This window comes from Pseudomonas sp. 18175, assembly GCF_050432925.1.
GTDB lineage: Bacteria > Pseudomonadota > Gammaproteobacteria > Pseudomonadales > Pseudomonadaceae > Aquipseudomonas.
On record NZ_JBKFTO010000002.1, the window covers coordinates 213,459 to 235,611 of the forward strand.

17 protein-coding genes are annotated in these 22,153 nt (G+C 60.7%); 10 read left to right on the forward strand and 7 right to left on the reverse strand.

The window, feature by feature from the left end:
- Positions 1–38: 38 nt before the first annotated feature.
- From ACLD1Y_RS03955 to ACLD1Y_RS03970, 4 genes are all read right to left on the reverse strand, one after another.
- On the reverse strand, positions 39–3,941 hold the full coding sequence (locus ACLD1Y_RS03955; protein ID WP_429475656.1) for a hypothetical protein: 3,903 nt from the start codon (positions 3,939–3,941) through the stop codon (positions 39–41).
- 154 nt (positions 3,942–4,095) lie between these two features.
- On the reverse strand, positions 4,096–5,334 hold the full coding sequence (locus ACLD1Y_RS03960; RefSeq protein WP_429475657.1) for a GGDEF/EAL domain-containing response regulator: 1,239 nt from the start codon (positions 5,332–5,334) through the stop codon (positions 4,096–4,098).
- A 9-nt stretch (positions 5,335–5,343) separates the two neighbouring features.
- Positions 5,344–5,721: a response regulator gene (locus ACLD1Y_RS03965; RefSeq protein WP_429475658.1), complete on the reverse strand. Its 378-nt coding sequence runs from the start codon at positions 5,719–5,721 to the stop codon at positions 5,344–5,346.
- Positions 5,706–7,052, reverse strand: a complete 1,347-nt coding sequence (locus ACLD1Y_RS03970; RefSeq protein ID WP_429475659.1) for a sensor histidine kinase — start codon at positions 7,050–7,052, stop codon at positions 5,706–5,708. The genes ACLD1Y_RS03965 and ACLD1Y_RS03970 overlap by 16 nt, the downstream gene beginning before the upstream one ends.
- A gap of 283 nt (positions 7,053–7,335) precedes the next feature.
- Between ACLD1Y_RS03970 and ACLD1Y_RS03975 the strand changes: the two genes are divergently transcribed.
- Genes ACLD1Y_RS03975 through xylB form a run of 5 tightly spaced genes read left to right on the forward strand, consistent with a single transcriptional unit; the run spans position 7,336 to position 13,302 of the window.
- Positions 7,336–8,868: a sugar ABC transporter ATP-binding protein gene (locus ACLD1Y_RS03975; protein ID WP_429475660.1), complete on the forward strand. Its 1,533-nt coding sequence runs from the start codon at positions 7,336–7,338 to the stop codon at positions 8,866–8,868.
- Positions 8,861–9,838, forward strand: a complete 978-nt coding sequence (locus tag ACLD1Y_RS03980; protein WP_429475661.1) for an ABC transporter permease subunit — start codon at positions 8,861–8,863, stop codon at positions 9,836–9,838. The genes ACLD1Y_RS03975 and ACLD1Y_RS03980 overlap by 8 nt, the downstream gene beginning before the upstream one ends.
- Before the next feature lie 34 nt (positions 9,839–9,872).
- Complete coding sequence (locus ACLD1Y_RS03985) at positions 9,873–10,805, forward strand: ABC transporter substrate-binding protein (protein ID WP_429475662.1); 933 nt, start codon at positions 9,873–9,875, stop codon at positions 10,803–10,805.
- 21 nt (positions 10,806–10,826) lie between these two features.
- A complete protein-coding gene (locus ACLD1Y_RS03990) occupies positions 10,827–11,828 on the forward strand; it encodes a LacI family DNA-binding transcriptional regulator (protein ID WP_429475663.1) in 1,002 nt (333 codons plus the stop codon).
- 7 nt (positions 11,829–11,835) lie between these two features.
- The gene (gene xylB, locus ACLD1Y_RS03995; RefSeq protein ID WP_429475664.1) at positions 11,836–13,302 is read left to right on the forward strand and encodes a xylulokinase; all 1,467 of its coding nucleotides are present in this window, start codon (positions 11,836–11,838) and stop codon (positions 13,300–13,302) included.
- Positions 13,303–13,315: 13 nt separating this feature from the next.
- Here xylB and ACLD1Y_RS04000 read toward each other — a convergent pair whose 3' ends face one another.
- Positions 13,316–14,329 (reverse strand): aldo/keto reductase, encoded by a 1,014-nt coding sequence (locus ACLD1Y_RS04000; RefSeq protein ID WP_429475665.1) that lies wholly within the window; start codon positions 14,327–14,329, stop codon positions 13,316–13,318.
- 79 nt (positions 14,330–14,408) lie between these two features.
- Positions 14,409–15,311: a LysR family transcriptional regulator gene (locus ACLD1Y_RS04005; protein ID WP_429475666.1), complete on the reverse strand. Its 903-nt coding sequence runs from the start codon at positions 15,309–15,311 to the stop codon at positions 14,409–14,411.
- Between the two features lie 102 nt (positions 15,312–15,413).
- Here ACLD1Y_RS04005 and ACLD1Y_RS04010 point away from each other — a divergent pair, with 102 nt between their 5' ends.
- The gene (locus tag ACLD1Y_RS04010; RefSeq protein ID WP_429475667.1) at positions 15,414–16,118 is read left to right on the forward strand and encodes an SDR family oxidoreductase; all 705 of its coding nucleotides are present in this window, start codon (positions 15,414–15,416) and stop codon (positions 16,116–16,118) included.
- Positions 16,119–16,229: 111 nt separating this feature from the next.
- Here the strand turns inward: ACLD1Y_RS04010 and ACLD1Y_RS04015 are convergent, their stop codons facing one another.
- Positions 16,230–17,540, reverse strand: coding sequence for an MFS transporter (locus tag ACLD1Y_RS04015; RefSeq protein WP_429475668.1), 1,311 nt, complete (start codon positions 17,538–17,540; stop codon positions 16,230–16,232).
- A 158-nt stretch (positions 17,541–17,698) separates the two neighbouring features.
- Here ACLD1Y_RS04015 and ACLD1Y_RS04020 point away from each other — a divergent pair, with 158 nt between their 5' ends.
- From ACLD1Y_RS04020 to ACLD1Y_RS04035, 4 genes are all read left to right on the forward strand, one after another.
- Positions 17,699–18,805 carry a sugar diacid recognition domain-containing protein gene (locus tag ACLD1Y_RS04020; protein WP_429475669.1) on the forward strand — a complete coding sequence of 369 codons (1,107 nt, stop codon included), beginning with the start codon at positions 17,699–17,701 and terminating at the stop codon, positions 18,803–18,805.
- A 91-nt stretch (positions 18,806–18,896) separates the two neighbouring features.
- Complete coding sequence (locus tag ACLD1Y_RS04025) at positions 18,897–20,036, forward strand: glycerate kinase (protein ID WP_429475670.1); 1,140 nt, start codon at positions 18,897–18,899, stop codon at positions 20,034–20,036.
- 102 nt (positions 20,037–20,138) lie between these two features.
- Positions 20,139–21,416 carry an AAA family ATPase gene (locus ACLD1Y_RS04030; protein WP_429475671.1) on the forward strand — a complete coding sequence of 426 codons (1,278 nt, stop codon included), beginning with the start codon at positions 20,139–20,141 and terminating at the stop codon, positions 21,414–21,416.
- Entirely contained in the window at positions 21,413–22,132 is a 720-nt protein-coding gene (locus ACLD1Y_RS04035) for a hypothetical protein (protein ID WP_429475672.1), read from the forward strand. Before ACLD1Y_RS04030 ends, ACLD1Y_RS04035 begins: the two co-directional genes overlap by 4 nt.
- Positions 22,133–22,153: the final 21 nt, after the last annotated feature.

A 22,153-nucleotide genomic window follows, 5' to 3' on the forward strand; every position in this document is an offset into this window, starting at 1 on the left:
TTGTAGGAAAGGCGATTCAGTGTTGGTGCGCTGGATTTTCAAGAAAAGTGACGGGGGCGGTAATTGATGCGCGTAGTTACGTAGGACGGCGGGCCGTTCAGGGGCGTGGTGTCAATGATGATTTTTTGGCCATGCTCCTTGAGCACATCATGGGGTGGGCCTGACTTGAGATCTTTGCGAAGCCTCCAGTCGGCCATCCGTTCAATATGCTGTGGCGTAGCGTTAGGAAATAATCGAGCGGTCTCTTTCAGGAATTCGATGCGATCGGCGGTCACCGCTGTCGAGCCGTAGTTCAGCATCACTTCACCCTCGAACGCCTTGACGGGCCGTTTGATGAGTTTCTGGAACTTCTTGGCGAAAGAGTTGCTGATACCGTTCGCGCCATAGCACACCAGCAGGCGAACATTATCGAATTGCTCCGGGGCCACACCATGGCTTTTGAGCAGCGCGAGCAAGCCCTTGGCGTCGTATGGCACATCGTCTATGTATGCCTTGGTTCCGTTGAATAGAAATAGGTTTCCAGGCCTGGGAGCATCACCATGCACGGTGATATTCAGGCGCTTAGTGCCTTTGTACGTATCTTCGAACGAGTGGATTTCAGGGCCGATAAACTTCACGTTCTTCATGCGCCCACCCATAGTGACCACATTGTCCTGTGACAACCCTGCATGCAGCAGATTGTCTGCGTTGCTGGCAAGCGTCGAGGGTTCGGCAACAAAATCCTTCAAGGGTTTGCCATAGGCCTGCTTCGTACGCGGGTCATAGGCGTGCCACTGTTGGGTGGTCTCATCGAACTTGGCCATGGTCTTGGCTTCTTGGACGCCTTGGGCAGACTTCAAAGTGCCCTGCGCAATGTCGTGGTTTTTGATCAGATCAACGACGTCCACATTGCGCGCGGCCCCGCGTAGATAGTTGATACCTTCGTGGGCGGCGTTGACCGTCTTGCGGGCGCCTGCCCATACACCACGGGCCAGGTCTCCAATACCGCTGACGGGGTTCAGGCTGCCAACGGCTGTCCGTCCGATGATTTTCGCCACCTGGGCTGCTTTGCTTAATGCCGACGCGCCGGTCATTGCGGCCTTGCCTGCTTTGGCCGCCGTTCCCACGCCGATCAGAAAGCCAAAGATGTCCATTGCCAGATCGTTGAGGCCCTCGGCCAGGTCACCTTTTTGAAAGTTGACGATCGCCGAACGCAGGGGGATCAGGTTCAGGACAAATTCTATGCCCGCTTCATAGGTTGGCCGCTCCGTATCAAACGTGGTCACCCCCTTGGCCTGCTGCTTCAACGCAGGCAAGTCCAGGTCCTTGACGATTGCGTCGGCGATAAAGGCGGTGCGGTCGCTGCCAAAGCTGTTGGGAATGCCGAGGGGGTCAGTCCGCTCATCGCTTACCCCAGAGGCGTACGCCCCGCCAGGTGTGATGATTTCGAATGCCTTGTAAGCGTAACTGCCTGTCACACTCCGTTCTCCGGCAGGAAAATCCCCAAGGTCCACACGCCTGATAATTTCGCCCTTCAAGCGATTGATCTCGTAGGTGCGAACCTGGCCGTTACGCTCGGTCTTCACCAACACGCTGCCTTCGCGGGTGCGTGAGCGCCTGGGCTGCTGAGTGTTCGTCCTCGCCAGATCCATCTCTTTGGCAATGGTGACCTTGCCGTACTCAATATTCTGACGGTCCTCCAGTGGCAACGTTGAAATCAGCTGTTTTACCTGGGCTTTGGTTATTTTTGTTACATCGGCGGCGAAGCCCGAGAAGGCTTGCTCGAAAGACGGGGCGATCGCGGGGAGGCTCTTGAGCGTTGTGAGCACTTTTGCGATATCGACAGCGGCTGAGGAGCTAACCCAGCGACTTTTTACCGGCGCAATCCTCTGCGTATGTTCGTACACCGCTTGGCTGGGAAGCCCGGCCGTCAAGTGTGCTTGGCCGTACTGTTCCACGTTATGGCTGGGGCCTGGAAATTGATCGGATAGCGCCCGTCTTTCCAGGTATAGGTCCAGCATCGAGTAAGGCCCGGGCAGCGTCCGATAGGCGGGCTGCAAGGTGATGCATTTGTCCTCGAGCGCCTGAGCGGGCATATGGGGAAAGGCTTTTTTCAGTGCTTGAAGGGCCATATCCCTGCGTGTCGGGGTGGTGGTCAGCGTCGTCTCGGAGGCCTCACGCAATTGTTTGACTTGCGCGTCGAAGGCCGTGCGCACAGCTTGCATCGCTACGTCAGTGGTGGGTAAACCCATGCCGTTGGCGACTGCCCAATGCTTGAGCGCATCGTGCTGGGCAACGTATTCGATGCGACGGTCCTGCACTGTGACAGGCGCTATGCTCGCATGAAGCATGACTTGCCCGTAGCTCATCGCTGCTGTCGCGCCGGGGGAGGTCGCTTCGATGCGCTTAACCGCCGTCACAAAACTGACCCATGCATGGGAGCCCAACACCACCGACGGCGGGATGTCTTTGACCAGAAATTCGGGGGCTCGGCTGGAAAGCAACAAGGTGGTGTACAGCGCGGCCGTTTGCGCGCTTGCCTTACCACCGACCAGCAACGCGATGCGCAACTGGGACAAGACCGTCGAGGCGGTCTTGTCCGCGTTTTCGGCGGACATGAGCGGGTACCCTTCGACAGTGATGTGTGGGTCTGCCGGCGCGGTCGCAGCGTTTGTGTCCAGGTGCAGGGCCGCCAGCAGCCAGTCATTGGCGCTGCCCTTGATCGACTTTGCTTCAAGCCAGGCTTGAAGCGCCGCCCCCAACGCCTGCCCCTTAGGCGAGTTGATCAGGTTATCGAGCAAGCGACGCGGGTTACGGGTTTCCGCAGGGGAAATCTGACGTTTCTCCAGCAAATACGCCAACACGTTTTTGAATGCGCTGAGGTCGATACCCTCCAACTGACCCGGGCTTAGCGCAGTCCTGAGTTCCTGGAAAATAGCCGGGTCAACAGGGTGCGGCCAAGCCAAGGCGCCCAAGTAGTCGCCGTGCAACGGCGAGCGCGGTGCGGCAGTCGCCAGGGTGTTGGCGAGGTTGTCCAGTTGGCTACGGGTGGTGGGGATATCGAAGCCGTGGTCATCCAGGTATTGCTTGAGGCTCACGGCGTTGTTTTTGCCTGCTGCGACCGGTTGATAGCTGCTGTCGCGCGGTATAGCGACCTTCAGGCGCTGCAACTGGCCGGTAATGTCGACGTCCTCCCCAGCGGATAACTGCCTCAACCCGCTGGCGACTTGGAATCGGCTGTCAATATCGGCCAGTGCCGCGTGGTGCCGTTCAAGCGCGATTTCGCTGCGACTGTCGTGCAGTTTCAGGTGACGCCCAGGGGGCAGTTCGACAAACGCCTTCTCCTGCAACAAGGTGGCTGCACGCGCCTCGGCGGCGGAACGGGTGGATGTGTGGGGCTCTTTGTAGAAATGCCTGACGGTGCCCAGTGGTGCATGCCTGCTGGAAGTGTTCAGCGGCGGCTTGAACGAAGCGCTGGTGTCACCTGCCGCGAGGACTTTTGCCGCAGCCATGATAGGGCCACTTATCGCGGCCCAGCCTGGATCCTCGCGGGTTAGTGTGTACAAGATCTGCTGCGGGTCACGTTCCCGGGTCAGCCGAAACTGGATCTGCCCGGCCCTGGGTGTCAGCAGGATTGACCCAGGCTCCACGCCAAGCTTGTCTATCCATTGCTGGGTCTGCGGGGACTGGAAGGCCCGGCCCAACAGGGACCACCACTGACCAAACGTGGAGTGGGCCGGCAAGGGATCGATCTCCAGGCGGTCATCTTGGGCTGCATCGCCCGTTATTTTGAGCAGCGCAGTACCATACAGCTCGGCCAGCGCTCTATTGCCTCCAGACCGGGTGTTGGCGGATACGGCGGGCGTCGGCGTACGGGCTTGCGCGGGAGCAGGTTGTTCAACCTCCTGAACCTGCAGGCGAGGTGAAGGGCTAGGCACGTTGGACAATGGGTTGACACTCATGATTCAGGCGCTCATCAGGGAAAATTCGGATGTGCATCGGTAGCGTTTATGACTGCCGACCCTGAATAGGTGTCTGAAAGATCGCCGTGGATTCCATAGGAAATGAACGGCTAAGGTTGCCGGATGCTACAACGGCGGGCCGCTGGCCCCACCGTCATAATCCGCGTTGGTCCCGCAGCCAGCGCTCCAGCGCCGCCACCGGCAATGGCGGGCTTAACAGATACCCCTGGAGTTGATCACAACCGGCCTGTTTCAAAAACGCCAGTTGCTCAGCCGTTTCCACCCCTTCGGCCACGGCGCGCAAGCCCAAGCTGTGGGCCAGTTCGATGATGGTGCGGGCAATCGCTGCGTCCTGCGGGTTGCTGGTGACTTCGCGGATAAACGCAATGTCGATCTTCAAGGTGTCCAGAGGAAAGCGCCGCAGATAAGCGAGGCTGGAGTAACCGGTGCCGAAGTCATCAATGGCGATCTTCACCCCCATCGCTCGCAGGCGTTGCAGGCTGGTGATGGTGTGTTGGGTGTTGTCCATCAAGGAGCTTTCGGTGAGTTCCACCTCCAGCCAGTGGGGTTCTACCGAGGTTTGGGCCAATAGCCGGCCGATATCGGCGATCAGATCACCTTCGATCAGTTGATGGCCAGACACATTCACCGACACCTCCATCGCGCCGATGCCCGAGCGCTGCCATAACGCGATTTGCCGGCAGGCTTGCTCGATCACCCAGCGACCCACGCTGACGATCAACCCCAGGTGCTCCAGGATCGGCACAAACACTGCCGGCGACACCGTGCCATAGCCGGGGCGTTCCCAGCGCAGCAGTGCTTCCAGGCCGCTGACCCGACCGTTGCTCAAAGACTGCTTGGGCTGGTAATGCAGCGTGAATTCACCTGCCGTCACCGCCTGGCGCAACGCGTTTTCCAGGTCCAGGCGGGCCAGGTCATGCACGTTCATCTTCGCGGTTTCGGTGCCGCGTTCGCGCAGTTGCTGCTCCAGCATCAGGCTGTGGTTTTTCAGTTGGTCGCCATAGGTTTTCAGGCGTAGCAGGTTGCGCACCCGCAGCCACAACTCCACGCGCTCCACCGGTTTGCTGATGAACTCTTCGGCGCCGGTCTGCAACCCGCTCACACGCGCGCTGGGCTCACTCAACGCCGAGAGCATGATGATCGGGATATTTGCCGTGGCCGGGTTGTTCTTGAGGTGGTTGGCCACTTCGTAGCCATCCATGCCGGGCATCATGATGTCCAGCAGGATCAGGTCCGGCGGCTGCTCGGCCACCAAGGCCAGGGCTTCTTCGCCGGTGGCGACGCTTTGGGTGTGATAACCCTCGTATTGCAGCAAGGTTTCCAGCAGCTTACGCACCTGGAGTTCATCATCGACGATCAGCAGCGTTGCCATGGTGGGAACTCATCTGAGTGGGGGGTGTGCCAGCAGTGTGTCGATCACCTGGTACAGCTCCTTATAGCGCAGGGGCTTGATCACATAGGCGTCGCAACCGGCCAGCCGGGTCTTTTCGCGGTCTTCCTTCATGGCCATGGCGGTCAGGGCGATCACCGGGATATGCGCCGTTAGCGGGTCTTGCTTGAGCAGTGCGGTGGCGGTCAGGCCGTCCATGCCCGGCAACTGGATGTCCATCAGGATCAGCGCCGGTTGTTGTTCTCGGGCCATGGTCAGCCCGGTTTCGCCATCGGCGGCCCACAACACGCTGTGGCCGGCATTGACCAGCAGCAGACGCGCCAGGCGCATGTTGGCTTCGTTGTCTTCGACGATCAGGATGCTGGCCATGGCGCCTCCGGGTTGGCGGTGCGGTGCAGCGGCAGCCACACCACAAAACGCGCGCCCAGGCCTTCGCGGCTGGCCACGGCCACGCTGCCGCCATGCAGCTCGGTGAGTTGCTTGACCATCGCCAACCCCAGGCCCGTGCCTTCGAATTTGCGCGCCAGGCTGCTGTCGATCTGGCTGAACGCCTTGAACAGCTTGCCCATATCGTCCTCGGCAATGCCCAGGCCGGTGTCGCTGACGCTGAACTCCAGAAACTGCTGCTGGGCGCTGGGCTGCAACTCAAAACCGTGCACCGGCCAGTCGCCGGCAATATGCCCAACGTGCTCGCGGTTGACCGCGCGTACCGCCAACGTCACGCAACTGCCGTGCTCGCTGAACTTCACCGCATTGGCCAGCAGGTTGTAGATGATCTGCTTGGTCTTGCGCAGGTCCAGTGCGAGGGTGCCGAAGTCTTCGGTGCTCTCCAGCTTCAACTGGATGCGTTGCAGCGCCGCCTTCTCGCGCACGATCAGCAGGCTGTTGGCCAATAACCCCGCCAGTTCAACGGTTTCCAGCTCCAGGGCCATCATCCCGGCCTCGACCTTGGACAGGTCGAGAATGTCGTTGATCAGTGACAACAGGTGTTGGCCGCTGGTGAAGATGTCGCCGATGTACTCGCGCTGGGTGTCGCTCATGTCGCCCACCAACCCATCCTTGAGCGCCTCGGAAAAACCAATCACGGCATTGAGCGGCGTGCGCAACTCGTGGGACATGGTGGCGAGGAACTCGGACTTCATGTGGCTGGCATGTTCCAATTCCAGGTTCTTTTCTTCCAGGGCGCGTTCGAAGCCTTTGCGCTCGGCCTCCTCTTGCTTGCGCGCGGTGTTGTCGGTGCCGATCAGCAGGTAGCCGATGATGGTTTCGTGGCGGTTGCGCAGGGCGGTCACCGAGACCATGGCCGACAGGCGGCTGCCGTCTTTGCGGATGTAGGTCAGTTCGTAGATGTCTTCGATGCCCCGCGAGGCCTTGAACACCAGCGCCTCGAAGCCAGGGTTGATCGGCGTGTCCAGCTCCTGGCTGAGGGCGGCGGCGCGGGTGATCAGTTCAACGGGGTCGGAAATATCGGCGGGCGTGATGCGGTTGACCACATCGGCAGCGGCATAGCCGAGCATGCGTTCGGCGCCGACATTGAAGATCTGGATGACGCCTTTTTCGTCGGTGGCAATGCTGGAAAAGTACGCGCTGTTGAAGATCGCGTCCTGCAGGGCACCGGCCTTGAGCAGGGTTTTCTGGCGCTTGAATTCGACGATCTTCTCGGCGCGTGATTGCGGTGGGGCGGCTGAGGGGGTGTCCATCGCTGGGGCGTTCCGTGATGTTCAGGCCCGCCATCGTCAAAGGGCGATGGCGCAGAGCATGCTCACAGAAGATCGCGATAAAGCGACGAGGAGGAGATGAGGTGCTTGGACAATAGCAGACAAACGGCAAAGACGGCGGTTTAGAGCCTTGCGTGCAAAAAGCACTTGGTGAAACGTTTCTTCAAGCACAAAAACCCATAAGCAAGCGCTTGCGCAACAAAATGTATCTGTTCTAGAGTCGGCAGCACGCGACAACAAAAATAATAAAACCAGGAGCTCAGCCATGAGCCTTGAACCCTTGCTTGAGATGCAGGGCATCAGCAAAACCTTCAACGGTTTGCGGGTGCTCAAAAATGTCGGCCTTAAGGTCTACCCCGGCGAAATCCACGCCTTGATGGGGGAGAACGGCGCCGGCAAATCTACCCTGATGAAAATCCTTTCCGGCGCCTACCAGGCTGACCCCGGCGGTGAGATCCGCATCGGCGGCGAAGCTGTCGCCACCTTCGACCCCGCTACCGCCAAAGCCTTCGGCATCGCCGTGATCTACCAGGAGCTGAGCCTGTGCCCCAACCTCAGCGTGGCCGAGAACATCTACCTGGGCCGCGAACTGCGCCGTGGTTGGACCATCGACCGCAAAGGCATGCAGGCCGGTTGCAGTGAAGTGCTGCAACGCCTGGGCGCCGAATTCACCCCGGCCACCCTGGTTAGCAGCCTGTCGATTGCCGAGCGTCAACTGGTGGAAATCGCCCGCGCCCTGCATGGTCATGCGCGCATCCTGGTGATGGACGAACCCACCACGCCGCTGTCTTCGCGCGAGACCGACCGGCTGTTTGCGCTGATCAAGCAACTGCGCAGCCAGGGGTTGGCGATTATCTATATCAGCCACCGCATGGCCGAGATCTACGAGCTCTCAGACCGGGTGTCGGTGCTGCGCGACGGCCAATACATCGGCGAACTGACCCGCGAGGCGCTGTCGGCCGAAGTGCTGGTGAAGATGATGGTGGGGCGCGATCTGTCCGGTTTCTATAAGAAGGAACACGCCGCCTACAACCCCGGCAACGTGGTGATGCGCGTGCGCGACATGGCCGATGGCAAGCGCGTACGCAATTGCAGCTTTGACCTGCATGCCGGTGAGGTGCTGGGCATAGCAGGGCTCGTAGGGGCAGGGCGCACGGAGTTGGCACGGCTGATCTTTGCCGCCGACCCACGCACCAGCGGCACACTGGAAGTGGTCGGCAAGCACGTGACCTCACTGCGCACCCCGGCCGATGCGATTGGTGCAGGCGTGGTGTACCTCACCGAAGACCGCAAGGCCCAGGGCCTGTTCCTGGACATGAGCGTGGCTGACAACATCAACGTCTGCGCCTGCGTGCCGGATGCCCATGCTGGCGGCGTGCTGGATCGCGGGCATGCTGCGCAGCGTTCCAACGACGCGATCCAGTCGCTGTCGATCCGCGTGTCGTCGGGCAAGGTCAATGTGGGCGCGCTGTCTGGCGGCAACCAACAAAAAGTGCTGCTGGCGCGTTTGCTGGAGGTCAAGCCCCATGTGCTGATCCTCGATGAGCCTACCCGTGGCGTGGACATCGGCTCCAAATCCGAGATTTACCGCATCATCAATCAACTGGCGCAGGCCGGGGTGGGCATTGTGGTGATCTCCAGCGAGCTGCCGGAAATCATCGGCACCTGCGACCGCGTGCTGATCATGCGCGAAGGCCAGTTGGTGGCCGAAGTCGGCGGGGCCTCGGGCCACGTCATCTCCCAGGAACGCATTATTGACCTCGCCACCGGTGGCGATCAGGTGGCTGCCAATGGCTGAGTTGAATATCGCAACAATGGGCAGGGCCGAACGCGCCCGTGAACTGATGCGCACCGTGGGCATGTTGCCGGTGCTGGTGTTGTTGCTGGTGGGCTTTGCCCTGGCCAGCGAAAACTTTTTGACCGTGCAGAACCTGTCGATCATCACCCAGCAGGCGTCGGTGAATGTGGTGCTGGCGGCGGGCATGACCTTTGTGATCCTCACGGCGGGTATCGACCTGTCGGTGGGGGCGATCCTGGCCGCCTCGGCGGTGGTGGCGTTGCAGGCGTCCATGTCGCCGCAGTTCGGCATGTTCGGGATCGCCGCCGGGATTGGCTTTGGCCTGTTGCTGGGGTTGGTCAATGGCGGCTTGATCGCCTTTATGCGCCTGCCGCCGTTTATCGTCACCCTCGGTGCGCTCACCGCCATGCGCGGTTTGGCCAGATTGCTGGCGGATGACAAGACCGTGTTCAACCCGGACCTGCCGTTCGCGTTTATCGGCAATGACTCGATCCTTGGCGTGCCCTGGCTGGTGGTGATTGCCGTGGCGGTGGTGGCGCTGTCGTGGTTCATCCTGCGCCGCACGGTGATGGGGGTGCAGATCTATTCGGTGGGCGGCAACCCGGAAGCGGCGCGGTTGTCGGGGATCAAGGTGTGGAAGGTGCTGCTGTTTGTCTATGCCATGTCCGGCGCGTTGGCCGGGCTCGGGGCAGTGATGAGCGCGTCGCGGTTGTTCGCCGCCAATGGCCTGCAACTGGGGCAGTCCTATGAATTGGATGCGATTGCAGCAGTGATCCTCGGTGGTACCAGCTTTACCGGCGGCGTCGGCACCATTGGCGGCACGCTGATCGGCGCGCTGATTATCGCGGTGCTGACCAACGGCTTGGTGCTGCTGGGGGTATCGGATATCTGGCAGTACATCATCAAGGGCATCGTGATCATTGGCGCAGTGGCGTTGGACCGTTATCGCCAGTCCGGTGCGCGGACTTGATTCACTCATATAACAATCACAAGAGAGAACCCGTATGAACTTCAAACGCGTATTTCCCGTTATTGCCCTGGCTGCCCTGATGTCCCAAGCGGTTGAGGCGCGAGAGCTCAAGGCCCTCGGTATCAGCATGGGGTCGTTGGGTAACCCGTATTTCGTGACCCTGGCCGATGGCGCCACGGCGCGTGCCAAAGAACTGAACCCCAACGTCAAGGTCACCTCGGTGTCGGCCGACTATGACTTGAGCAAGCAGTTCTCGCAGATCGATAACTTTATCTCCTCCAAGGTCGACCTGATCCTGATCAACGCGGTTGACCCGTCGGCCATGGCCTCGGCGATCAAGAAAGCCCGGGATGCCGGTATCGTCGTGGTGGCGGTGGATGTGGATGCCAAGGGCGTCAACGCCACGGTACAGACCGATAACGTTGAAGCCGGCAAGTTGGCCTGCCAGTACCTGGTGGACAAACTCGGCGGCAAAGGCAACGTGATCATCCAGAATGGCCCGCAGGTCACGGCGGTGACCGACCGCGTGAAGGGTTGCAAGGCGGCGCTGGCCGGTGCGGCGGATATCAAGGTGCTGTCCGACGACCAGGACGGCAAGGGCTCACGCGAAGGCGGCCTGAACGTGATGCAGGGTTACCTCACCCGGTTCCCGAAAATCGACGGCCTGTTCGCGATCAACGACCCCCAAGCCATCGGCAGCGACCTGGCGGCCAAGCAGCTCAAGCGCAGCGGCATCATCATCACTTCGGTGGACGGTGCGCCGGATATCGAGAATGCGTTGAAAACCGAGTCGCAGATCCAGGCGTCCGCCAGCCAGGACCCGTGGGCCATGGCCCAGACCGCCGTGAATGTGGGCAATGACCTGCTCAATGACAAAGCCCCGAGCGAAGCGGTTACCCTGCTTACACCAAAACTGATCACCCGTGACAACGTAGGCAGCTACAGCGGCTGGTCGAGCAAACATTGATCCGTTAAGGGGAGCGGCGCCGTGGTGACCATGGATGACGTGGCGAGCAGGGCGGGGGTGTCGGCATCCACCGTGTCCCACGTGTTGAACGGCACCCGCAAGGTCAGCGCGGCCACGGTGCAGGCGGTTGAGCGGGCGGTCCAGGAGCTGGGGTATATCCCCAATACCCTGGCGCGCTCGCTGGCCCGGTCGAGCACCAACACCATTGGTGTGGCGATCTCGGCGTTGTCCAACCATTACTTCAGCGAAACCGTGCACGCGATTGAAGCCGAGTGCGCCAAACACGGCTACATGATGCTGTTTGTCGACACCCACGACGACCCGGAGCAGGAACTGCGGGTGGTTGCGGCGCTGCATCACCGGCGTGTCGACGGGATTCTGCTGGCGCCGTCCACGGGGTCCAAGGCCTTGGAATACCTGCGGGCCAATGAGGTGCCGACGGTGCTGGTGGACCGCATGATGAGTGAGCAATTCGATCAGGTCGGTGTGGAAAACACCCAGTCCACCCAGGCGTTGATAACGCACCTGATCGACCACGGGCACCGTCGCATCGGCTTTATCGCCGGGCGTGAGGGGCTTGGCACCACCGACGAGCGTATCGCCGGATACCGGGCTGCATTGCAGGTGGCGGGCTTGGTGTTTGACCCTCAATTGCTGGTGCAGGGGGGTTCCAACAGCGAACCGGCACGGGCAGCCACCGCCCAACTACTGGCGCTACCGGCCCCGCCCACGGCGATCATGGCTGGCAATAACCTGATGACCCTGGGCGCCATGCATGCCCTGCGTGATGCCCGGCTCGCTGTGCCAGGGCAGATGGCCCTGGTGGGCTTCGATGATTTTGATTGGGCAGATTTTTTTGTGCCGCGCCTGACGCTGATCGCGCAGCCGGTCGAGGCCCTCGGCGCGCGCGCGGTGCACCTGTTGTTGCAACGCATGGCACTGCCCAGCGCGCCGACCGCCAGTGTGCGCCTGGCGCCGCGCCTTCAATTGCGAAACTCATGTGGCTGTACTGGAGTGGAATGACACACGTATGAGCAACCCTGTTTCCCTCGGCATCGACCTGGGCACGTCGGAACTCAAGGCCATCCTGATGGACCTTGACGGCACGGTATTGGCCCATGCCGGCGTGCGCCTGAGCGTCTCGCGGCGCCACGGCGGCTGGTCGGAGCAAGCCCCGCAAGACTGGTGGCAAGCCTGTTTGCAGGCGCTTGAGCAATTACGTTGTCATGAAGGCTTTGCGCGCGTGGCCTGTATCGGCCTGTCCGGGCAGATGCACGGCGCCGTGTTGTTGGGGGATGACAACCGCGTGTTGTACCCCGCGATCTTGTGGGACGACTCCCGTGCCATCGACGAGGCCGAGCAACTTGGGCCAGGGTTTGCCGTCATCACCGGCAGCTTGCCCATGGCGGGGCTGACGGCCCCGAAACTGCTGTGGTTGCAACGCCATGAGCCCGAGGTGTTCAAGGCGATTGACTGCGTGCTGTCGCCCAAGGACTACCTGCGCCTGCGTTTGAGTGGCGAGCGTATCAGCGAGATGTCCGATGCGGCGGGAACGCTGTGGCTGGATGTGGCGCAGCGCGAATGGTTCAGCCCCATGGTGCGTGCTACCGGCCTGACGCCCGAGCAGCTGCCGCGGTTGGTGGAAGGCGGTGCTGGCAGTGCCGTAGTGACGGCGACTGAGTTGGGGCTACCACCTGGCGTGGTGATTGCCGGGGGCGGTGGGGACAACCCGGTGGCCGCCGTAGGAATCGGCGCGATCAATGCCGGTGATGCCTTTATCACCCTGGGCACCAGTGCCGCGTTAGTTGCGATTACCGACCATGCCGCCGGCAACCCGGCGAGTGCGGTGCACAGCTTTTGCCATGCGCTGCCGCAGCGTTGGTACACCATGGGCGCCATGCTCGCCGGCGCCAGTTGCCTGCGTTGGGTCACGCGGCTGACCGGCACCGTGGATGAACAGGCATTGCTCGACCAGGTGCAAGCGCAATGGCCGATTGAGCGGGCGGTGCCGTTGGATGCACCGCTGTTTCTGCCGTACCTGGCGGGCGAGCGCACGCCCCATAACGACCCGCTGCTGCGCGGTGGTTTTATGAACCTTGGCCACGACTGCACGCCGGCCATGCTGGGTTATGCGGTGATGGAAGGCGTGGGCTTCGGCCTGCTGGACGCCTTGCACGCCGTTCAATCGGCCGGCGCTCCAGTAGGGCCATGCGCCTTGGTAGGCGGCGGGGCGCGCAGTGAGTACTGGGCGCAGTTGCTGGCCAACATCCTGCAACGGGAGATCTTCACCTTGCAGGGCAGTGAGTTGAGCGCGTGCATTGGCGCGGCGAAGCTGGGGTTTCTGGCGATTGGGCAGGGGGATGAGTTACTGCGGGCGGGAATGCCGGTGAAGACGCGGTACACGCCTGACCTGGCGCAACAGCAAGTCCTGGAAGCGCGTTATCGCAAGTTCCAGGGTTTGCTTGTGGCGGCCAAAGCGTTGCACGGGGGATTGTAGTGAGCGGGCTTGCTCACCCCATGTGAGGAATGCGGCCCGAGACAAAGTGGCCCACATCATTAAATCCTGGCGTGGAAGAATGCCCAGGGGTCACCAACGCGTCGATAAACGCCTCATCCTCGGCCGTGATCTTCACCTCCAGTGCACCGGTGTAGGCGTCCCACTGCGCCTCGGTTCGTGGCCCGACAATCGCTGAACTCACCGCGCCGTTGTTCAGCACCCAGGCAATCGCAAACTCGACAATGCCCACGCCACGGCCTTGGGTGTACTGCTGAATCTGTTGGGCAATGCGCAGCGACTCCACGCGCCATTCGGTTTCAAGAATGCGTTTGTCTTGGCGCGCCGCACGGCTGCCGGCTTCTGGCGTGACATCCGGTGCATATTTGCCGCTGAGCACGCCCCGGGCCAGCGGGCTGTAAGGCACGACGCCCAGGCCATAGGCGGCAGCGGCGGTAATTTGCTCCACTTCGGCCTGGCGGTTGACGATGTTGTACAGCGGTTGGCTGATGATGGGTTTGTCGACGCCCAGGCGCTCGGCCACACGAATCACTTCGGCGATGCGCCAGCCACGGTAGTTGGACAGGCCCCAGTAACGGATCTTGCCTTGGCGGATCAGGTCGCCAATCGCCGACACCGTCACTTCCAGCGGTGTGTTGTGGTCTTCGCGGTGCAGGTAGTAGATGTCCAGGTAATCGGTGTCGAGGCGGGTGAGGCTGGCCTCCAGTGCATTGAAAATGCGCTTGCGGCTCAGGCCGCTGCGGTTGGGCACGCCATCGGTGGGGCCGATGGCGACCTTGGTGGCCAGCACCCAATCTTCGCGGTGCCGGGCGATGGCTTCGCCGACGATTTCTTCCGAGCGCCCACCCGTGTAGACGTCGGCGGTGTCGATAAAATTGATGCCCTGGTCCCAGGCTTTGTCGATGATGCGCAGCGAGTCCTCGGTGTTGGTCTGTTCGCCAAACATCATGGTGCCCAGGGTCAAGGCGCTGACCTTCAACCCGGACTGGCCCAATGTGCGGTAAATCATGGAAAGCTCCTCAAGGCAGGAAAGTGCCCTATGCAATACCAGACTCCGAGGCTCTGGAACAAGCCCTTGGCGCGATTCTTCATGGATTGAGCAAAGCCTCGCAACGCGCCTGCACGAATCGGTGCAGCACCTTCACCCGCTCCGACACCTGCAAGCGATGCGGGCACATCAGGTTGAACGGGGTGGGCTCGCCTTGCCAATCGGGCAATAACGGCACCAGGCGCCCAGCTTTGATGTCTTGGGCCACATCCAGGTTGGCCTTATAGGCGATGCCATGGCCGGCCAGCGCCCAGCGCCGCACGATTTCGCCGTCATCGCTGAGGTAATCCCCGGTCACTTCGATTTCCTGGTGCAACGGCCCTTGATAGAAATTCCACGTACTGTTGGCCTGGCCACGGCGCATGTAGCGCAGCGTGCTGTGTTCGGCGAGCTCTTTCGGTGTGCGCGGCGTTCCGTGCCGGGCGAGGTAGTCGGGGCTGGCACAGGGGATGCGATGGTGGCCGGGTACCACCGGCAGCGCCACCAGGCTGGAATCCCTGGGCACGCCAAAGCGCAGGGCGATGTCGACGGTGTCGCGGAACAAGTCAGCATTGCTGTCGTTGAGCAATAACTGGATGCGGATATCCGGGTGCTGGACCTTGAACGCATCCAACCAGCCCAGCAGCACATTGCGCCCGAAATCCGAGGGCGCCGACAACTGCAGCAGCCCACTCAAGCTTTGGCCTTGTTGCTTTATCGCGCGTTCGCCCTCCGACAGTGTTTCCAGGGCCAAGCGCACGCTGTCCAGGTAACGCGCGCCTTCTTCGGTGAGGCGCATGCTGCGGGTCGAGCGCGCCAGCAGGCGGATACCCAGCCGGGTTTCCAGGCGTTTGAGGGCGATACTGGCCGCCGCCGGCGTGAGGTTGAGGCCGCGTGCCGCCGCCGACAGGCTGCCCGTGTCAGCGGTGCGCACAAAGACTTCAAGGTCGAGGGTAGCGCTCATTTGTAAAAATCCTTTAAAGATCTTGTCGTTTTACCGGGATTTTTCGCCCATTGCCAAGCTGAGAGGATGAACGCTCACTTTCTTACCCAGGAACTTTGTCCCATGACGTCTTCCCTCAACGGCAAAACCATCATCGTGATCGGCGGCAGCAGCGGCATCGGTGCCGCCGTGGCCAAGGCGGCCGCAGCCCGCGGTGCCCACGTGGTATTAGCGGGGCGACGCCTGGTAGCGGGCGCCGAAAACGGCCTGCGTAGCGAGCCGGTGGATGTCACTGATGCTGCCTCCCTGCAACGGTTGTTCGAAACCGTGGGGCGTTTCGACCACCTGGTCTACACCTCCGGCCCGTCGGTGCGGGCCAAATCCCTGATCGACACTGACCTGGATGAGGCTCAGGAGAATTTCAATGTGAAACTCTGGGGCTCGTTGCGTGCGATCCAACATGCGCTGCCGTACCTCGACGAGCACGGCAGCATCAGCCTGACCTCCGGGCAACTGGGGCGTAAATTAGTGCCCGGGCAGTTCATCAAAGTCGGCATCAACGCCGCGACGGAAGCCCTGGGCAAGCAATTGGCCAAGGAGTTGGCACCGCGTCGGGTCAATGTCATCTGCCCTGGGGTGATTGATACGCCCGCTTATGCAGGGTTGGCTGAGGAACAGCGGCTGGCGATGTTTACCAAGACAGGCGGCGCGTTGCCGGTTGGGCGGGTAGGGCAGGCGCAGGAAGTCGCGGCGGGGTATGTCTTGGCGATGGAGAATGGGTTTATGACGGGTGCCGTGATCGACATCGATGGCGGTGGTCAGCTGTAAACACAGGACAAAATGTGGGAGCGGGCTTGCTCGCGAAAGCGTCGTGTCAGTCGATGCATCTTTGACTGAATTACCGCTTTCGCGAGCAAGCCCGCTCCCACAGGGACCGCGTTATACCTTCAAAGTACGGGTCATCCGTAATGCCAACACACTTCCCGCCACAATCACTGCCGCAAGCAGGTACAACGCCATATCCGTCGAGCCGGTGGCATCCTTCACAAACCCAACGATATACGGGCTGAGGAACCCAGCCATCTGCCCCATCGAGTTGATCAACGCTAACCCACCGGCCGCCGCGCCTGCACTGAGCATGGCGGTAGGCACCGGCCAGAACATCGGCAGGCCGGTCAGGGCGCCCATGGTGGCGATGGTCAGGCCGAGGATCGCAATCGCCGGGGTGGTGGCGAAGTTCACCGCAATCACCAGGCCAATGGCGCCCATCAACATCGGCACCACCAAGTGCCAACGACGTTCCTTGCGCAAGTCCGCCGAGCGGCCCACCAACAGCATGAACACGGCCGCCAGCAGATAGGGGATCGCACTCAGCCAGCCGATCACCAGGTTATCGCTGAACCCCAGGTTCTTGATGATCGACGGCAGCCAGAAGTTGATCGCGTATACGCCGCTCTGGATACAGAAGTAGATCAGGCCAAACGCCCAGATCGCTGGGTTTTTGAACACTTCGGCCAAGGAGTCGGTGGTGGTTTTTGGCTTGTTGGCCAAATCGGTCGCTTGGTCGGCTTCCAGCACGGCGCGTTCGTGGGGTTTAAGCCACTTGGCGTTGGCAAAGCTGTCACTGAGCAGGAAGTAGGCGAGGGCGCCGAGGATTACGGTGGGGATGCCTTGCAGCAGGAACATCCACTGCCAACCGGCGAGGCCACCTTGTCCAGCGGCAAAGTGGTTGAGGATCCAGCCGGAGAATGGGCTGCCGAGCAAACCGGACACCGGGATTGCCGACATGAACAGCGCCATGATCCGCCCACGGCGGAACGTCGGGAACCACTGCGAGAGGTACAGCACCACGCCGGGGAAGAAGCCGGCTTCGGCGGCACCAGTGAACAGGCGCAGGGTGTAGAAATGCGTCGGTGTGGTGACAAACAGCAGGCAAGTGGACAACGTGCCCCACACGATCATCATCAGCGCAATCCAGCGCCGCGGACCGAACTTGGTCAGCGCCAGGTTGCTCGGTACGCCGCACAGCACGTAGCCGATAAAGAAGATGCCGGCACCCAGGCCGTACACGGTTTCGCTGAATTTCAACGCATCGAGCATCTGCAATTTGGCAAAGCCAACGTTTACCCGGTCGAGGTAATTGAACAGATAGCAGATAAAGATGAAGGGGATCAGGCGCAGGGTGATGCGCTTGTAGATGGCGTTTTTATCGTCATCGGTGGCCAGTGCGGCAGTGGCGCTCTGTGACATGGCAGTCTCTCTTTATTATGATTTTTTGCGATGCGAGGGTAACGTTGATCGCCCAAACAGTCTCGGTGACCTGATGGGGTACTGTCTTTGTGCTCGCGCACAGTGAAGCACCCTTTGCGTTGTGCCGGTGAACAGCCACCTTTTAGGAACTTAGCCCCATGTTCGAGCTGGATCATGACTTGGCGCAGGATATCGTCGACCGAACCATGGCGATCCTGCCCTATAACGTCAACGTCATGGACAGCCAGGGGTTGATCCTGGGCAGCGGCGAGCCGGAGCGTATCAACACCCGTCACGAAGGTGCGCAGTTGGTATTGGCCAACGGCCGCGTGGTGGAAATCGATGGGCAGACCGCCAAGCACCTCAAGGGCGTGCAACCGGGTATCAACCTGCCGCTGCTGCATGACCAGCGCCTGATCGGTGTGCTGGGCATTACCGGCGAACCCGAAGGCCTGCGCACCTACGCCGAACTGGTGCGTATGACTGCCGAAATGCTCGTCAGCCATCGTCACCAGCAAGCCGAGCAGCAATGGCGCCGCCAACGGTGTGATGACTTGCTGGCCTTACTGCTGGCCGAAACCGGCGACTCCCCGCGCCTGGTGGACGAAGCCCAGCAGTTGGGGCTCAAGCCGCAGATGGCGCGAACCCCGTACCTGTTCGAACTGGGTGCCGGGCAATCGGCCGAGGCGTTGAGCGCCTGGTTGACGTCGCGTTACCCGGACAGCTGGTGCGTCAGCTCGGCGCAATATTCCTTGTTGTGGTGCCGGCCAGCCGCGGTGCAGGTGGACAACCCACGCCTGCTGGAAAAACTCGAAGGGCTGGGCTGGAATATCCTGCGGGTGGCGGTGGGCGGGCAGGCCGATGGCTTGTCCGGGTTGCGCCGCTGTTATCGTCGCGTCGGCGACTTGCTGGCCTATGGACGTGACATCCTGCCGCAAACGAGGCTGTTGACCCTGAACCGCTATCGTCTGCCAGTGATGCTCTGGCGCCATCGCAACGACGATGCCCTCGATGAGTTGCTCAACCCCTTGCGCAAAGTGCTGGCCAAGGACACCAATGGCCAACTATTGGCCACGCTGCGCAGTTGGTGCGAGCACGATGGCCAAAGCCAGGCCTGCGCCGATGCCCTGGGCATCCACCGCAACAGCCTGCGCTATCGCATGGAGCGTATCGCCGAACTCAGCGGTGTCGACCCGCTGACCCTGGACGGCATGCTCGCCCTCTACCTTGGCGTGCAGCTGTTGCCCCAGGCTTTGTCGGAATGAACAACAAACCTTTCCTGCACTTGTGCATCGGACCGGCGTCAACGGCGGTGCCAACTGGCAGCATGGGCGTTATAAAAACCGGAGAAAGCCCATGAAAATCATCATCGCCCCCGACTCATTCAAGGACAGCCTGAGCGCCGAAGGCGTCGCCCAGGCCATTGCCCAAGGGTTGGCCCAGGTGTGGCCGGACGCCGAGTTGGTGCAATGCCCGATGGCGGACGGTGGTGAAGGTACGGTTGAATCAGTGCTCGCAGCGTGCAACGGCGAGCTGCGCCGCCAGACAGTCCAAGGCCCGCTGGGCGGTAGGGTCGAAGCCCGCTGGGGCTGGTTGGCCGACAGCCATACGGCGCTCATCGAAATGGCCGAAGCCAGCGGCTTGCAGTTGGTGCCGCCAGGGCAACGCGATGCGTGCTCCAGCAGCACCTACGGCACCGGCGAACTGATCCGCGCCGCCTTGGACCTGGGCGCCCAGCGGATCATCCTGGCGATTGGCGGCAGTGCCACCAACGACGGCGGCGCCGGTGCGATGCAAGCCCTTGGCGTGCAACTGCTCGACGTCGAACAACAGGCCCTTCCACCGGGCGGCCTGGCCTTGGCGAAACTGGCCCATATCAACCTTGAACACCTCGACCCGCGCCTGGCCCACGTCCGCTTCGACATCGCCGCCGACGTCAACAACCCGCTGTGCGGCCCCCACGGCGCTTCAGCGATTTTCGGCCCGCAAAAAGGCGCTAATCCCGATCAGGTCCAACAATTGGATGCTGCCCTTGGTCACTTTGCCGACCATTGCGCCAACGTGTTGCCCAGGGATGTGCGCGACGAACCCGGCAGCGGCGCTGCTGGGGGCCTGGGTTTTGCCGCCAAAGCCTTCCTGGGCGCGCAGTTCCGTGCCGGTGTCGACGTGGTGGCCGAACTGGTAGGCCTGGAACACGCCGTGCGCGGCGCTGACCTGGTGATCACTGGCGAAGGCCGTTTCGACGCGCAGACCCTGCGCGGCAAGACCCCGTTTGGTGTGGCGCGTATCGCCCAGCAGCATGGCGTGCCCGTGATCGTTATTGCCGGCACCTTGGGCGATGGCTATGAGCAGATGTATGCCCACGGTGTGGATGCCGCGTTCGCATTGCCTGACGGGCCGATGAGTCTGGAGCAAGCGTGCGGTGAGGCGCCCCGGTTGTTGCGCGAGCGTGCGGCGGATGTTGCGCGGGTGTGGCGGGTGGCGGCGCGGGGCTGATAGAGGCAACCGTCAGCGCCGTGACAGATCGGTCGATAATTACTATGATCCGTGCTTTCTTTGAAGACTGGCCGACCTGGCCGGGCACGTTGGAAGCCGATCATGCAGATCAAGCGTTTTACCCTCGTCAATTTCCGCGGCATCGAGCATATGGAACTCGATTTCGAGGCTAAGCAGACTGTCGCCTTGGTGGGCGCTAACGGGGTAGGCAAGTCTTCGATTCTGGATGCATTGGCGATTGCGCTTTCGAACATGACCGCGCGAATTGTGGGGCAAGCGCAGCGATCAAGGGCGATTTCCAAAGACGATATTCGGGTGGGCGCAGAGTATGCGCGCCTGTACGTTGATATGGATTTTTATAAAGACTTTGAAGTCGACTGGGCGATAGCACTGAACCGCAAAGCCGGGAGTTACCCCAAAGAGCGAAGTAGTGATCTACAGCGTCTGAATGATTTCACTGAAGATGCTGCGCCGTTTATAGAGCGATATGAAAGAGGCGATGTAGCACACGCTGCGCGGTTCCCACTGGCGGTTTATTACGATGTTCATCGTGCTGTGCTCGACGCACCGCTACGTGTACGCGAACACGTTAATAACGATGTAGCCGCTGGCTATGAGGATGCCTTGGGTCGCGGCGGTGCGGATTTCAAAAAATTCTTCAGCTGGTTCCGCAACCAAGAAGATCTCGAGAATGAAATGAGTCGGGATCACGCAGGTTATCGCGCCCCCGATCTAAACGCAGTGCGTAGCGCAATCGAAGCGTTTACAGGGTTCAAAAATATCAGAGTGCGGCGTACACCCTCTTTAAGAATGACAGTCTTGAAAGGTGATCTTGAGCTGAATGTTTTGCAGCTTTCAGATGGTGAGAAGTGTTTGTTGGCAATGGTTGGTGATCTGGCGCGGCGGCTGACACTGCTCAACCGTGATCTGCCTGATCCGCTTATGGGACAAGGGATTGTCCTGATCGATGAGTTGGATCTTCATTTGCACCCCGGTTGGCAACGCACAGTTGTGCCCAACCTTGAGAAAACCTTCCCCAATTGCCAATTCATCATCACTACCCATTCCCCGCAGATTCTGGGTGAGCTGCCTGCCCAATCCATAATATTGCTGAAAGACGGCCAATACCTGGGGCATCCAGAGCGTTCATTGGGCCTTCGCAGCGGGGAAGTAATCGAAGAGTTAATGGGTGGGCTGGCTCAAAATCCAGACGTCAGCAAACTATTGAGAACAATCTACCGCGACCTTGACGATGAAGATCTCGACTCCGCCCAAGCCAACGTTGCGACATTGCGCGAGAAGGTTGGAGACATTCCAGACGTGCTTGAAGCCCAAGCCAACATTGATTCCCTGAGGTCAATAGCAGAGGGCGAAGCGTGAGGTCTATCAAAAAGGGCGCCGAACCCAGGGCGCTGATTGAGTGGCGAAGGGAAAACCGCGATACGCCCCACAATCTTTATTACGGCAAGGGCAGCAGCTTTCCGAGTGAGCCCGTTCGCCAGGCGCTCTTGAAGGAACAGTTTCACCTTTGCGCGTACACCTTGCGGCGCTTGCCAACCGCATCCGAATGTCAGGCGAAAGGGCAAGGCACACAATTTAGCTGTCATATCGAGCATTTACTGCCACAAAAGCACCACAAAGGGCAGAGCACTGCGTACGCCAACCTCGTGGCCTGTTACCCGTCCAGCCAAACCAAGGTTGCTTGCGGTTACGGCGCCGTAGCAAAAGAAGACTACGACTCAGGTCAACAGCCTTTTGTTTCTCCGCTGACCGCTAACATCGAGCACCAATTCAGCTATTCAAGTGATGGTTATATTGAAGGCCTTACGCCGCAAGCCATTGCTACTATCGACGTGCTGAAGCTCAACCACCCAACCCTGGTTAACAATCGGGCAGCAGTCATCAGGGGGCGATTGAAACCACGCGGCACACCTATTTCTGCTAGCGCAGCCCGGCGCCTGGCTGCGGAGGTTGATACAGCAGACAGCCAGCATTGCCTACCCGAGTACTGCCTGGCACTTAAGCAACAGGCCGAGCGTCATGCACGGCGCCTTGAAAAGCACGCTACTCGCGTGCGTGGTCAAGTCCGTCCCTGAAAACATCTCTTCAAATTGTTT

Bases quoted from the DNA above. Each gene is read 5' to 3' on its own strand.
- ACLD1Y_RS03975 (WP_429475660.1), top strand. From the start codon at position 7,336: ATGAGCCTTGAACCCTTGCTTGAGATGCAGGGCATCAGCAAAACCTTC.
- ACLD1Y_RS04005 (WP_429475666.1), bottom strand. From the start codon at position 15,311: ATGAGCGCTACCCTCGACCTTGAAGTCTTTGTGCGCACCGCTGACACG.
- ACLD1Y_RS03960 (WP_429475657.1), bottom strand. From the start codon at position 5,334: ATGGCAACGCTGCTGATCGTCGATGATGAACTCCAGGTGCGTAAGCTG.
- xylB (WP_429475664.1), top strand. From the start codon at position 11,836: ATGAGCAACCCTGTTTCCCTCGGCATCGACCTGGGCACGTCGGAACTC.
- ACLD1Y_RS03980 (WP_429475661.1), top strand. From the start codon at position 8,861: ATGGCTGAGTTGAATATCGCAACAATGGGCAGGGCCGAACGCGCCCGT.
- ACLD1Y_RS04025 (WP_429475670.1), top strand. From the start codon at position 18,897: ATGAAAATCATCATCGCCCCCGACTCATTCAAGGACAGCCTGAGCGCC.
- ACLD1Y_RS04030 (WP_429475671.1), top strand. From the start codon at position 20,139: ATGCAGATCAAGCGTTTTACCCTCGTCAATTTCCGCGGCATCGAGCAT.
- ACLD1Y_RS03985 (WP_429475662.1), top strand. From the start codon at position 9,873: ATGAACTTCAAACGCGTATTTCCCGTTATTGCCCTGGCTGCCCTGATG.
- ACLD1Y_RS03955 (WP_429475656.1), bottom strand. From the start codon at position 3,941: ATGAGTGTCAACCCATTGTCCAACGTGCCTAGCCCTTCACCTCGCCTG.
- ACLD1Y_RS04020 (WP_429475669.1), top strand. From the start codon at position 17,699: ATGTTCGAGCTGGATCATGACTTGGCGCAGGATATCGTCGACCGAACC.
- ACLD1Y_RS03970 (WP_429475659.1), bottom strand. From the start codon at position 7,052: ATGGACACCCCCTCAGCCGCCCCACCGCAATCACGCGCCGAGAAGATC.
- ACLD1Y_RS04000 (WP_429475665.1), bottom strand. From the start codon at position 14,329: ATGATTTACCGCACATTGGGCCAGTCCGGGTTGAAGGTCAGCGCCTTG.
- ACLD1Y_RS03965 (WP_429475658.1), bottom strand. From the start codon at position 5,721: ATGGCCAGCATCCTGATCGTCGAAGACAACGAAGCCAACATGCGCCTG.
- ACLD1Y_RS04015 (WP_429475668.1), bottom strand. From the start codon at position 17,540: ATGTCACAGAGCGCCACTGCCGCACTGGCCACCGATGACGATAAAAAC.
- ACLD1Y_RS04010 (WP_429475667.1), top strand. From the start codon at position 15,414: ATGACGTCTTCCCTCAACGGCAAAACCATCATCGTGATCGGCGGCAGC.